The organism is Paenibacillus xylanilyticus, from assembly GCF_047246825.1.
Lineage (GTDB): Bacteria > Bacillota > Bacilli > Paenibacillales > Paenibacillaceae > Paenibacillus > Paenibacillus xylanilyticus_B.
Window position 1 is genome coordinate 187229 of record NZ_JBFOLB010000005.1, and the last position, 15236, is coordinate 202464.

Consider the following 15236-nt stretch of genomic DNA (forward strand, 5'->3'; position numbering starts at 1 on the left):
CCCCCTCAAATCAGGTGATTTGCTTTCCTATCTTTTACATAAAAAAACGCTCCTCTTCACGGAATAGGAAGAGGAGCGCTTTTCATCTAGTTCAAAATCTTCATCAGTGCCATCTGATCCATCGGACCTGCAAGCAGCTCCTCCAGCGCCTGCATGCCCTCAGGCGGCTCGATGGAGCCGATCCCCTCCTGGGTCATCCGTTCCCGATAAGCCAAAGAAGCGACGACCCCGACCGAGCCCCAGTAGCCCCAGTTCATCACTTTCACGGCACAAGGCAATTCCTGTGCGAGCCGGCGCGCAAACGCGTCGGTAAAGGTGCAGCCGGCCACATAGTTGCTCTGGCCTGCAGCTTTTAGAAACGTGTTCACCGATGAGAAGATCAGCACGAAGTCTAGTGATTCTTCGCCAAACACCTGCGCCATGCGGACGCTGACGTCCACTTTGGCTGCGAGCGAGGCGCGGAACTGCTCCTCCTCCATGTTGGCCAGGCTGCTGTCCGCAAGTACGATCGCAGAGTGTACGATCCCGTCGATCTGTCCGTAGCGAGTCTTGATCTCCTCATAAGCCCTCTCCAGTGACTGTCGATCTGTCGCATCCGCCGAGATGTAGTGCGGTGCAGGCCCAAGCTTGGATAAGGAGATCAGCTTGGCATCAATCTCGGCATCCTTCGTTCGGCGGCCGATCCAGATGATCTGTGCCATGTAATTACGGATCATATACTCGCTCCAGACTTCGCCGATGCCACCGGCCCCGCCGATCACCACGTATACGCCGTCTGGCTTATAGATCGTCTGATCTGGTTCAGGGCAAATTAGCTCCGCCAGTTGCTGGCGATGCCATTGCCTTCCTCGATAGACCCATGCATCCCCTTTCGGGTCTGCCGGGATCGTGAATAGATCAGGCAGTGGCCATGCCTCCTCTGCGTCCAGATCGACCAAGCGAATGCTCCAGTTCGGATACTCCTTTGCCATCGAACCGATCAGGCCATGCAATCCGGCGTGAACCGGGTTGACCACTTCTTCACGGTGAAGAACCTGCGTCTTCGTTGTCAGCACCGTCCAGCCAAGTTTTCGAGCCCCGTACCCAAGATTAAGCACTGCTTTGATCAGTCGGAAGGCGAGCAAAACCCCTTCGTGCTGCCCAGCGATCACCGCATCCAGCTCCAACTCGTCAGAAGAACGGTCGGACGCGATCCAGAAGATGTGATCGAGAGCACCTCGAGCCTGCAGCTTACTAGCGATGACCTCTACGCTCTCTCCCGGATTGATGTCAAGTTCGCGTGCGTTCGGCAGATACTGCCGAATTGCTTGCTGTTGCTCCGGCGTTCCGCCTACGATAGCGATCTGGTCGAGCGGGGATGGGTGCAAGGGGCCTTGCTCCAAGGTAACCGCATCCCAGACAGGAACCAGACTCACAACCTCGCCTTGCTCATCGAGCAGAAGGTTCGCTTCTATGTTTGAATTCTGCAGTGCAAGGGAAGCCACTCCTGGATTCAGCGGTTCCACCCAGCAGCGCTGCTTGACGAACGGATAGGTTGGCAGGGAGATGCGTCTCGGTCTGTTTCCTTCATAAAGCCGACTCCAGTCAAACGCCAATCCTTTGACCCAAAGGTCGAGCAGCTTTGTAAACTTGCGCTTGTTCACCCACGCCTCGATCGCCGCCTGCAAATCTTCATCAGCTGCAAACAAAGACAGGGTCTCTTTATTTCCTTTGAGTTGACCACGGTACAAGCCGTCGATGCCGTCCTCCCCATTCAGGAAGCCGGCCAGCTTTTCCACCAGTTCCCCGACATCCGAAACCGTCAGGGCCAACCGCTCCTCCATCGCTTCTCGTCCGACCTGCAAGGTATAAGCGAGATCGACGAGGTCGGCTTCGGTGAACGATTCCTCTTGCAGAACGGTCAGGATATGCCTTGCCTGCTCAATCAGGCGTGGCTCTTCTTTGGCCGACAGCACAACGACCGCTGGGTTCTCTGCGGTGACCTTCCTCTGCACGCGAACCTCCGCTTCGGGAACGTATTCCTCCAGTAAGAGGCAGGCATTGGAACCACCCGCGCCAAAGCTGCTTACAGTTGCTCTCCTCGGCACTTCCCGTCCATCGATCACTGGCCGCTTCCATTCCGCCAGCTCCTGCTGGACAACGAATGGCGTGCGGTCAAAGTCGATGTGCGGGTTGAGGACGGCTGAATGCAGTGAAGGCACGAGCTGACGATGTTTCATTTGCAGCAGTACCTTCGTCAAACCGGCGATGCCCGCGGCGCTCTCAGAGTGTCCGATATTCGATTTGACCGAACCGATCGCGCACTTCTGCCCGCCGACAGGCGATTCTTGGAAGACCTTGGTGAGACCTGCGATTTCAATCGGGTCGCCCAGCGATGTTCCGGTACCGTGCGCTTCCACATAGGAGAGCGTTCCTGGATCGATGCCTGCTTCTTTAAATGCGCGGCCGACCACACTCGTCTGCGCGTTCAGGTTCGGGACCGTATAGCCATTGGTCTTGCCGCCGTGGTTGATGGTAGTCGCTTTTAGCACGCCGTAGATCTGGTCTCCGTCTTCCAACGCTTTATCCAGCGGCTTGAGCAGCACAGCTCCTACGCCTTCACCAGGCACATAACCGTCGCCGCCTTCGCCAAAGCTCTCGCAGCGTCCTTTGCTCGAAGCGAAGTTGTTCTGCCCGAGCAGTAGGTACTTGTTCGGGTGCACCGACACATTGACACCGCCGGCAATCGCTACATCGCACCCACCATGCATCAAACTCTGACAAGCCAGATGAATCGCGGTCAAAGATGAAGAGCACATCGTGTCAACCGCCAGGCTTGGTCCGTGCAGGTTCAGGAAATATGACACGCGATTGGCGATCGAAGACGGGTTACTGGCCAGCGCCATTGGCTTGCCAAGCAGCGTTTGCTGCGCTCCGTACAGCTGATACTCTTCATACATCACGCCGACGAACACACCGACATTGCCGTCAAGCCCATAGGCGCGGTGCTTAGCGAGCGCATCACGGGTGTATCCCGCATCTTCCATCGCTTCATAAACGGTCTGCAGGAACAGCCGCTCTTGCGGATCCATGAACTCAGCATCACGAGGAGAGATGTTGAAGAACAGTGGATCGAACTTGTCCACATCTTGGAGGAAGCCCCCCCATTTGCTGTTCGTTTTGCCCGGTTTGCGCTTGTCAGCGTCGTAATACAGACTGTGATCCCAGCGGTCAGCCGGAATCTCCGTGATCGAGTCTCGACCGTCGCGCAGGTTTTTCCAAAACTCGCGCAGATTCTGCGCCTCTGGATAGCGACCTGATAAGCCGATGATCGCGATATCCAGCGGCTTTGCATCAGAATTTGCTTCCACGGCCGGCACGTTTGCACGCACCTTCGAAGGAGCTTGTACAAAACGGCCTCTACCACGTTTACTGAGCACATCCGCTTCCCGTTTTGAGGTCGGATCGGATGCGACGATCGACTCAGCGGCTGCCACAGCCGGCTGATCTTTTTCCACCTCGACCCCGAGCAGCTTTTTCATCGGATCCGGATAGGAGTTTATGAAGTACCCGGTCAGGTCTTCGATGTTCTGATATTCGAAGAACAAGGTTTTCGGCAGCGAACCGAACGTTTTTTCCAGCTGGTTGGTCATTTGCATGACCATGATCGAATCGATGCCATAGTCCTCCAGCGGCGCATTCGCTTCGATGCGAGCCGTCGGCATCTTCAGAACGGTCGATAGCAATTTTTTAAAAAAGAGAATCGATTTGTCCCTCAGAATCTCTTCCGATACCGAAGACGTGCTCAGCACAGAAGGCGAGACATTCGGAACTGCCTTCTCTTGCGACTGCTCCAACAGGGAAGCCCGCAGCTGTCTCATGTCGCCGTGAAACACAACTACCTGATCCTGTTCCATAGCAAGACTCTTATACAGCGCCTGTACACCGCTAAAAATTGGCATCGCAGTCAAACCTAGCTGCTCTTGCATGGTTCGCTCCGTCTGGGCATCCAAGCACATCCCGCCGTCCTGCCAGAGAGGCCAGTTGATCGACAGTGTGCGACCTTTGCGCTTCTTGGCTGCCACCTGCCCGTTGCGATACTGGGCATATGCATCCAAGAAGGCATTGGCCATGCTGTAGTCCGCTTGGCCTGGATTGCCGAGCACACTGGCGATCGACGAGAAGGTGACGAAGAAATCGAGAGACATGTCTTCGCTTGCTTGATCCAGATTCACCAGACCCGCAACTTTGGGAGCCAGCACCTCGGCCAGTTCCGTTTCCGTTTTCTTCAGCATGAAGTTGTCGCGGATCACACCGGCGCTGTGGACGAGGCCATCCAGCTTGCCGGTATCGGCGCGGATGGCGTCAAACAGGCGCGCGACCTGTGCACTGTCGGTCAAATCCACACGCTTATACTCGATGCGAGCACCTGTCGCTTGCAGCTCCTGCATCGCGGTCTGCTGTCCCGCTTCGAGAGCAGAACGGCCTATGAGGTACAAGGTCGTGCCGCTGACTTGCTGCACGATCTCCCGAGCCAAGATCAGGCCTAGACCGCCTGCTCCGCCCGTAATCAGGTAGGTACCACCATCTTTCCACGGGATGTGCTCCTCCTGTGGGGAGACCTCCGCTTCGCTCCATCCTGCCACCCAGCGCTTGCCATCTTGGTAGCGAACGTGACGGTCTTCCAAGCAGGCGAGATTCTCTTGCAGGCGAGCAGCAACTTCCATCGCGTCGGACGTGTGTTCCAGTTCGATCATTTGCCCGATCAAATTCGGATTCTCTTGCGACGCCGTTCGTAGTAGAGCTGAGAGTCCTGCGCTCAAGCGATGCTCCGGCTCCGTGCTGATTGCGATCTGCACGAGCACTTGGCCTTTGGGCTTCTGCTGGAGTAGAGCTTTGATTTCTCGGAACGCTTGGGTCGCGTGCGCTTCATAACGCGCTGCCAGATCGGATGTCTTTGAGCGCAAAGTTATGCAGCGAGCGTCGTGCACGTCTGACTCTATGTCGCAGAGGAGCACCAAACGCTGGTTATAGCTCGGATGTTGTTCCGACTGGTTAACCGACTGCTCCGTCCAGTTCGGAAGCAGCATCAGCGTTTCTTCCCGGCCGCGCCAATCGTCCAGTTGTCGTGCGGAATAACCCTTAATGCGAACGCGGACGTCGCCTTCTGCGGCACAAAGGTCAAGGTCGAACTTCTGCACCTTGTCCCCCGGACGGCTGCCAGCACTTCGATGCACAAGTACCCACATCTCGTCCGTGCACGAACCGAGGATGTCCACTTCTTCCAACGCGAACGGTAGAGCCGGACGATTGATGTCGGCACCGTCAAACAGCAGGGTCATCGTGACCTGCAATGCCGCATCCATCAGGCTCGGATGAAGCATAAACGAACTTTCTTGCTTAACGGAAGTCGGCAGCACAATGCGGGCGAGCGCTTGATCCGTGCCCAGATGCACGCGCTCGACACCGCGATGTGCCGGCCCGTAGTCAATGCCAAGTGACTCAAACATCGAGTAGAACGCGGAGGCATCTAGCATCTTTATGGAGCACTGAGACTGCAAAGTCTTGAGATCAAGGCTTGGTATGGCTTCAAACGACTTCCAAACCGCACGCCCTTGTGAGTGAATGCCCCGTTCTTGACCTTCCTCCTCCTCTCGATAGACCTCAAACCCGATCTCGCCATCCCCTTCCGGAAATAGGCTCAAATGCACATCCAGCGGCTGCTCCTCTTGGAGAAGCGGGTTTGCCCAGATGACATGCTTTAGGCGCAGGCCGTCTCTTCCATCTTTCAGAGAAGCGGCAGCCAGTTCGACAGCTTCACGTGCCATTTCCAGATATGCTACACCCGGCAGCATTCGCTGGCCTTGAACGACATGGTCGGCCAAGAAGAACTCCTCCCCTGTGAAGGTCGAGGTAAAACGCTGCTCGGTCAGGTCAGACGTGTTGCGGTGAAGCAGCGGATGAAGTGCCATGTTCATCACTTGCGACGAAGGGTTTCCGCTGCCTGCCGTCACATCCTCGGACATCCAGTAGCGCTCTTTGGCGAACGGATAGGTGGGCAGGCTGATACGCTGCGGTGGGGCTTGATAAAGCTCGTTCCAGTCTATGCTGCCACCAAAAACCCAGAATTCAGCGAGCTTGTCGTACTCGCGATTCTGCATCCAATCGCTTGCCGCGGATGTGAGGTGGCCAAGGCTCGGCTTCTCCTTGCCGCGTCTGACCCGACCACGGTACAATCCGTTAATGTTTTCATGACCTTGGACGTACGCTTCCAAACGGTCTATCAACTCTCTCAAGGATCGAACCACGAGGGCCATCCGCTCTCCCATCTTTTCGCGTCCCACTTGCAACGTGTAGGCCGCGTCCACCAGATCGGCATCCGTGATGCGTCCTTCCGCCACAAAGGAGAGCAGTTGGCGGCTCTTTTCCTGCAGTCGCTCCTCATTCTTCGCCGACAACACGACAATTACCGGCTGATCCGGGTCGGTGCCTTTGGTCTGTCGTGTTCCGCTCGGGATATATTCCTCGATCACCAAGTGCGCGTTCGAACCGCCGGCGCCAAACGACGAGATCCCGGCGATACGTGGATATTCTCGACGAACCCCACCCAGTTCTAGAACCGGGCGCGGCCACTCTCCCAGTTCCTGCTGCACGACAAACGGCGTCTTGCCAAAGTTAATTTTCGGGTTCAGCGTCTTGGCATGCAAGGTCGGCGCGATCTGTCCATGCATCATCTGGAGCAACACTTTGGTCAGACCTGCGATACCCGAAGCGCTCTCGCAATGGCCAATGTTCGACTTGGCCGAGCCGATTGCGCAGAACTGTTTATCCTCCGTGCCTTTTTCAAATGCTTTTGTCAAGCCGGTGATCTCGATCGGATCGCCCAGCGACGTGCCTGTTCCATGCGCTTCGAGATACGAGACCGTTCGCGGATGAACGTCCGCCCGCTCTAAAGCGTCTGTGATAAGGCCAGACTGAGCGTTCGGGTTCGGCACCGTGTAGCCATTGGTTTTACCGCCCGCGTTCACCATGCTGCCCTTGATGATGCCATAGATGTGGTCGCCGTCGGTGATCGCCTTATGCAACGGCTTCAGGAGTATCGCCCCAACGCCCTCTCCATCGACAAAGCCGTCTGCCCCATCACCGAATGCCTTGCACGCATCGGTCGCTGAGAGCATGGTCATCGCCGAGAGCCGCAGATAGTGAGCTGGATCAATGATCAGGTTGACACCGCCTGCAATCGCACAATCGCTCGTACCGCTGTACAAGCTCTCTAATGCGAGATGAATCGCCGTCAAAGAGGACGAGCAAGCCGTGTCCACATTGATGCTTGGCCCTTGGAAGTTAAAGAGATAGGAGACACGATTCGCCAGCGACCAGAAGTTCGCACCCGTCGTGTAAAAAGCGTTCATGATCCCGGCGAACACCCCAACCTTGCCACTCTCCGCGAGAGTGCCCGGCGTGTACCCCGCATCTTCAATGCTTGTGTATACCGTCTCCAGGAACAACCGCTCCTGCGGGTCCATCTTCTCCGCTTCGGCAGGAGAGATCTGGAAGAACAAAGGATCGAATTTGTCGATATCCTTTAGAAACGCTCCCCATCGGGTGTACATCGTCCCCACTTTTCCTTTTTCCGGATCAAAATAGTCCTGCCAGTTCCAGCGTTCTTGCGGAATTTCGCCAATGCTGCTGCGGCCCTGCTTCAGATTGTTCCAAAAACTGTTTACATCGTCAGCGCCCGGGTAACGCCCGGCCAGCCCGACGATCGCGATGTCCTGCAGGCGCATCGGCGGCTCTTCTGCTCTCACTTCGCGGGTGGTAGGTGCCTCTTCTTCTTGTTGCTGCAGAAAACGCTTGGAGGACGTGCGGAAGGTCAGGTTCGTACGTTTTTGCTCATCCTTTGCAGGCACGGATGCCTCCGTACGCGGCGTATGTTGCACTTCCGTCTGCCCGTCCAGCCCGAGCTTTCCGATAATCACCTCGCGCTGCGTGTCGACCAGATGATCGGCTAGCGAGTCTAGAGTCTGATATTCAAAGAACAATGTGCTGTTGAGTTCCTCTCCAAACACCTCGCGTAGAGCATTGGTCAGTTGCACGACGAGGATCGAGTCGATTCCGTACTCCTCCAAAGCTTCTGTCTCGTCAATCTTGTGCACTGGGATCTTCAGTGTGTCGCTGACGAGCTCTTTCAGATACGTCACACTCTTCTCGCGTAGAAATTCAGGAGAAAGCGCGGCGACTGTCGTCTGCACAGAGGCCGGATTGATCGATACCGCTTGGGATTTTGTTGCTTGTACCTTGGTCGCCTGCTTGGTCACCGGTCTACTTTTCCTAGCCACCTGCTTCTGGCGAACGATGCCGTCGCTCATAGCAACGATAACCTGCTGACCGAACTCATGCGCTTGTTTTGCCGGATGGAACACGCCGGAGAAACCTTCTTTCTCCAGCACCTTGTCCCAGACATCAGGTAACAGGCCTGGGTTACCCGGAATGCGCAACTCTGCATCTTCGTAGAGCCACCAGCCTTCAAGCAGGCCGAATGTCAGATGCGTGAACAGCGCTTTTTGCGAGATCTCGTTCAACAAAAGGAGGCCGTTCGGTCGAAGCACGGCTTTGGCGTTGCGAATCGTCTGCCGGATGTTCTTGGTCGCGTGCAAGACATTGGTCGCGATGACAAGGTCATAGGCCCCTACTTCAATATCCTGTCCGGCCAGCGGTGCTTCGATGTTAAAGATCCTCGGTGCTAAGTACGGATTATCAGCTCCGTACTCACGCTCTGCATGCAGCAGAAACGCCCGCGAGATGTCGGTGTAGCAGTACTCCACAATACGATCCTGATATGGCCGAAGCTTCCGGAAGACCATCTCGCTCGTGCCTCCCGTCCCAGCGCCGATCTCGAGAATACGCAGGGTGACAGCCGGATCGTCTTCCATTCTTTCCTGTAGATAGGTCACTACCGTATCAGCTATCACCTCGTTGAAGTAGTCGGAGATCTGGTTGTTCTTGTAGATCCCCTCCACAAGTGCCATGGAGGAATTGGGGAACATGATTTCCGTCGCCGCCACGTGGCCGGTCAGGATATCCGGTAAGGCGCGTAGGGTCGACTCAACAAGCTGCACCTGAGCTTTCAGGTTCGGGTTGGTGAGCCAGTTCGGCTTGTTTGCTTCCCATTCCTGCCAGAGTACCTGTATCGGTGTATCGAACCTGAGTGCTGAATCACTCTCCAGAACGGAGACACTCTCCTCCAGCCATTTGCGGTAAAATTCGCGAACTGCATTTCCGTCCTGTAATTGCGGCGCTTGCAACTGCGCGCCGAGCAGACGAAGCAGCAATTCCTCCATATCCGTCTTGTCCAAGCTCTCGTCCGCCTTCATGCACGCTACCCGACTGTTCTGATCCGGCAGGCGCTTTTGCAGCGACTCTGTAAGTACAGGTAAAACGTCCGTCTCGATCTGCATCGTTTCGGCTGCGTTCACCCCTTCGACCTGAACCGCCTTGGTGGTTTTCATCAGTCCAAATTGAGCGATCGGGCGCGTCAGCAGCATCTCCAGAGCTTCCATCGCTTCCTTCGAGTCGACAAATCCGATGCCGACCTGCGACAACAACTCCCCTTCTTCGGAATGCACGATCTCCTCAGCGTTCCAGTAGCCAAAGTTCATCACCTTCACGCGGCAGGACATCTCGCGCGCCATCTGATGGGCAAAAGCATCCATGAACGTGCAACCAGCCGCATAATGGCTCTGATTCGCATTCTTTATGAATGAAATGATCGAAGAAAAGAACAGAACAAAATCAAGCGGATCGTCTCGGAACACTTGGGCCACGCGCAAAGAGACGTCCGCCTTCGCCGAGAATCCATTGCGGAATTGGGACTCCTCCATGCGATCCAGTCCTGCGTTCTGCAACACCATCGCTGAGTGGATGATCCCGTCAATTCGACCATACCGCTGCTGGATTTCGTCACGCGCCCGCTGGAGCGACACGGTATCGGTCGCATCAGCGGACACATAGTGAGGAGTCTTGCCATGCTGTCCGAGGGCTTCAATCTTGGCTTGAATGGATGCATCCGGTTGACGGCGACCGATCCAGACAACCTGCGCCCCGTAGCCGCGGATCATGTATTCGGTCCATGCTTCCCCGATCCGTCCGGCCCCACCTATCACCACATAAACGCCACCCTGTCTGTACATCGTACCGTCAGCCGGCGCCGTTTGGAGCAAGACGAGCTGTTGGCGATGCCATTCGCCGCCTCGATATGCCCAGGAATGACCACGACGATCCGATGGGAGTTGCAGCAAGTCAACCAACGGCCAGCTGCACGCTTCGAGATCGACCAGGCGGATTTTCCAGCGCGGGTACTCCTTCGCCAGAGAACCGACCAATCCGTGCAAACTGGCGTGGGTCGGGTTAACCTGCTCCTGCTCATGCAACGGTTGGGCCTGCATCGTGAGTACCGTCCAACCCAGCGGACGGGATCCGTATCCCTCCCGCAAAAGAGCCTTAACCGTGCGGAAGAGCAACAGCACGCCTTCTTCCTGCTCGCGGACCAGCGCCTCGTTCGTCACCGAGGAAAGAGTAGACTCTGGAGCGATCCAGAAAATGTGGTCGAAGCTACCCAGGCGCTGAAGCTTGTCCCCGATCTCTGCGATGGAATTGCTCGGCCGTAGTTCAAGCAATTCCACGTTCGAAAGCTGCAAGTGAACAGAACGCTGCTGTTCCGAAGTGCCACCAACCACCAGCACGCGATCGGCTGAAGCTGGGAAAGACGGCCCACGTTCCGGGGTGACGACATCCCATACTGGTGCCAAGGTCAAGTTGCCGACCAGTGGGTCGTTTTGACCGGACGACGTTTTCGCATCTAGCGCACGGTACGTGAAAGCTTTGATCCGAACCGAAACGCGGCCTGCATCGTCGCACAGATCGATATCGAACTTTTCCACCTCATCGCCAGCTTGGCTGCCTTCGCTGTGGCGGAGCAGCGCCCACATCTCAGAGGTGCAGGCTTGGTAGACCTCCAGCTTTTGCAGCACGAACGGCAAAATCGGGTTCGGCGAGAGGTCTCCGTGAGCTCCAAGTAGGAAACCGATCGACGCCTGCAGCGCAGAATCCATCAGACTAGGATGTATAACATATGAGCTTGCGGATGCTGACAGCGCGGACGGCAGAGACAGTCGAGCCAGCACGAGACCTGCGCCGACGTAGAGCTCATGAATGCCGCGATGACCTTCCCCGTAATCAATGCCCATCGACGAAAAGGCTTCATAGCAGGCCGTCGAAGTCAGCACCTGTGAAGACGCTTGCTTTTGGTATGAGGCAAGATCAATCCTAGGAGGGGCCGTTATCGAAGTGAGTAGCGCGCGGCCTTCGCCATGCACCACCGGCTCGGAGTCTTGCCCTATCGTATAGATCTCATACGCGACCTCGCCGTCCTCTTCAGGGAACAGTCCGATGTGTACCTGTACAGGCTCCTTTCCTACCATGATGGGGCGAATCCATGCGACATTCTGCAATTGCACCTCACTTGGTCCTTCGACCAACCCCCCGGCTGCATGCTCGATTGCAGCCCGTGCCATTTCCAGATAAGCCACACCGGGCAGGACACGCTTGCCCTGCACCCGGTGATCGTTCAGAAAGAACTCCTCGCCGGTAAAGGTAGATGAGAAACGCTGTTCGGCAAAATCGGACGTATTCTGATGCAGCAGTGGATGAAGAACGCTCTGAATGCCCGCCGTTTCGACTTCGACCTGTGCCGTTGCTCTGTTTGCGGTCTTGTGAACCCAATAGCGCTCCTTGGCAAAGGGGTAGGTCGGCAGACTGATACGATGCGGAAGCCCTTGACGGTAGAGGCGATTCCAGTCAATCTCCACGCCTTTGACCCAGAGGTCTACCAGCTTGTCATACTTGCCTTTGGCGATCCATAAGTTCAGAAGTTCCCGCGAGTCTTCGTCTGCGCTGAAAAGCGCAACTGTCTCTTTGTTCTGCTTGACGGAGCCACGATGTACGCCCGCCTGCCTTTCGGGATCTGCCAGATACGCTTCAAGCTTTTGCTTCAGCTCAGAAAGGTCGCGAACGACAAAGGCCACACGCTCCTCCATCGCCTCCCGGCCAACTTGCAGCGTGTACGCCAGGTCGGTCAGGTTGAAGCCTTGAAGAGCCTCTACAACTCGGTTGACAGAATCTAAATGCAGATCGGCAACAGCCGTTTCCCGCCCCGCTCCCTCAATCCCTGCCACGTGGGCCACCGCCGACGAGATCGACTCTTGCTCCAGCATTCCTTTAGGATCGATCTCCAGTTGGAATTCCGCTTGCAAACGCTCGTTCAGCAGTGCGAGGTGAATCGGTTCGATGCCATATTCGCTCCAATCAACATCCCCTTCCAACGCATCTGCCTTTACGTGGATCAGCTCCGCGAGTATTTCCCGCATCACCGCTTCCAAACGTAGTTCCATCCCTTGCACTTGCACATTCTCCACAGATTGATCCGCCACCCACGCCAGATTCTGACGCTGGGCCTCCTCGTTCTTGTTCAGAGCCGCCAGTAATCGGCCAGCATAGGCGAACAGGCGCTCTTTGTTCTTCGCGGACAGAGGAACCAGTGAGGCACCCTGGCCATCCGTGCTCTTCACCGCTTGCGGCGGGATGTATTCCTCCAATATAACGTGCGCGTTCGAACCGTACGCCCCGAACGAGCTCAGCCCGGCACGACGCGGGTATTCGACCCTCTCACCGTTTTCGAACAGCGTCGGACGCTGCCAATCTTCCGTCTTATGCTGGACGTAAAAAGGGGAATTTTCCAGATCGATATACGGATTGAGCTCCACCGAATGTAACGACGGCACGAGCTTTTTATGATGAAGCTGCAGGGCGACTTTGTGGAGACCGCTGATGCCGGCAGCCGATTCGCTGTGGCCGATGTTGGACTTGACCGAACCGATCGAGCAGTATTGCTTGTCCTGCGTGAAGTGTCTGAACGCCTTGACCAGCCCTTGGATCTCGATCGGGTCGCCGAGCGACGTTCCAGTTCCGTGCGCTTCTACATACGAGATCGTGCGCGGATCGACACCCGTTTTTTCCAAACATGCCTGAATCATGTCTGCTTGAGCCACCGGGCTCGGGACGGTGATCCCGCTGACCGCGCCCACGTGGTTGATCGTACTTCCTTTGACCACAGCATAGATGTGATCGTTATCTGCAATAGCCTTGCTCAGCGGCTTGAGCAGCACCGCGCCGATGCCTTCGCCCGACACATACCCGTCGCCGCCCTCGCCGAACGTGTGGCAGTACCCGTCGCTGGAATGCATATCCATCATGCCATACGTCATGTACTTGTTCGGATGAAGCGACAGATTCACCCCGCCTGCCAGCGCCACTTCACACTCGCCGCGCTTGATGCTCTCCAGCGCCAGATGCACGGCGATCAGCGAAGACGAGCAGACAGTGTCGATAGCCATGCTCGGGCCGTTAAAATTGCAAAAATACGACACGCGATTGGCGATCGACGCATAGCTGAGCGATAAAGGTTGCGGCTGTCCGCCGCGTACCGCTTCAGCTTGAATCAGCGTGTAGTCCTTATGCATCACCCCTACGAACACACCGACGTTGCGGCGCTTGTTCGGTCCTTTTGGTGTCACCACCGTCTTCGGGGTGTAGCCGGCGTCTTCCAGCGTTTCCCAGCAGGTTTCCAGGAACAAGCGCTCCTGCGGGTCGATCGTCTCCGCCTCCCGTGGTGAGATGCGGAAGAATTGTGGGTCGAAGCGGTCCGGATCATGAATAAAACCTCCCCACCGTGAAATCGGCTTGCCAGTCGGAGATTTTACGCCCTCCATCCGCTCCCATTCCCAGCGCGACTCCGGAACCTCCGTAATGCAGTCTTTGCCAGCCAGAAGATTCTCCCAGAACTCCTGAAGGTCGCGTGATTGCGGATACTTGCCGGACATCCCGATGATCGCGATGTCCTCTCCCACTTCCGGCACGTCATAGCTACGGGTCTCCGGGAGTTCGAGCCGAGCTTCGTGGAGCTCGTCCGCTGGCTTGCTCCGCTCTGCCTCTTTATGATTCGGTCCGCTTGCACCACCGCCGAAGCGATCCGCATGATGCTCAGCTAGGTAATCAGCCAACTCTGTGATTGTTGTGTACTCGAACAACAGCGTCGGCATGAGCTGAGTTTCAAGTTTGCTGCCGATCGCTTTCACGATTTCCAACAGCATCGACGAGTCTAGACCGATCTCGTAGTACCCGACATCTCTCGCCACTTGTTCTTCCGGTTTGTCCAGCTTTTCGGCGATCAACCGGCGCAGGAACGCGGACGCCTCCTCGAGCGCCGAACCGCCTCCCGACGCATACTCAGGAGGTGCGACCGGTGCAAAGGACCGGGGCTGTGGTTTTGGCTCCGGTTTTTCTTGCACAGTTGTCCCCTTACGGGCAGGATTTATCAGCCCAGCCCCGCGCACCAGCTTGCCCTTATAATTGAGCAGCTCCGCGATCTTATTTCCGTTCGTGTCAAAAAACTCCATCGTCAGGGAATTGAGCTCTTTCTTTCGCTCAACCGGCTTGGCGATACGCGTCCAGCACTCCGTTCCGAGCAGAGCGGCAGCGCGGAACTTTTCATAAAACAGCGGAAGGAACAACCGATGCTCCTCCTCGTTTGTGTTGTCGAACAAGACACCGGTGCCTACGCCACTGCCATCAATCAGCGTCGGGTGGAACATAAACCCCTCCGCACTACGGCGCGCCTCTTCCCCCAGGGCGATCTCGATGTATGACGCCCCGTTCTCGCCCTCATAGACCAGGCCCTCCGCCAGCATGAAGCCGGTATGCACAAGCTCTTGGTGGCGGCACTGCGCATAAAACGAATCAAGCGATAACGAGCGCGCAGCCGTCTGCTTAATCCGGCTGATATCGAGAACCTCATCGAACATCAGCGGATCGCACAGATGCATCTCCGCTGTAATGTGCAACTTGCACTCCGGGGACAAGAGCCCCTTGCGCTGCTCCTGCCCTTCCACGCGAATCTGCCAGCGGCCGGCTTCCGTCTCTTCGCACTGAACGCGGAGCAGGACGTTCAGATCCTGCCCCACGAACAGCGGGTTATAAATGGAAAGATTGCGAATCTCCAGCTGTGCGAAATCATACCCCTGCTCTCGAAACAGCTGATAGAGCAGATCGATGTACGCCAATCCCGGAAACAACTCTTGACCGTAGGCCTTGTGATGCTTGACGACCGGATGATCCTTTCCGATGAGAATTTGATCTTCCAT

The 15236-nt window shown here is 56.3% G+C and carries 1 protein-coding gene; it reads right to left on the reverse strand.

Going from position 1 to position 15236, the window contains the following annotated elements; all coding sequences use genetic code 11:
* Positions 1-86 precede the first annotated feature (86 nt).
* Positions 87-15236, reverse strand: a complete 15150-nt coding sequence (locus AB3N00_RS24830; protein ID WP_413036956.1) for an SDR family NAD(P)-dependent oxidoreductase — start codon at positions 15234-15236, stop codon at positions 87-89.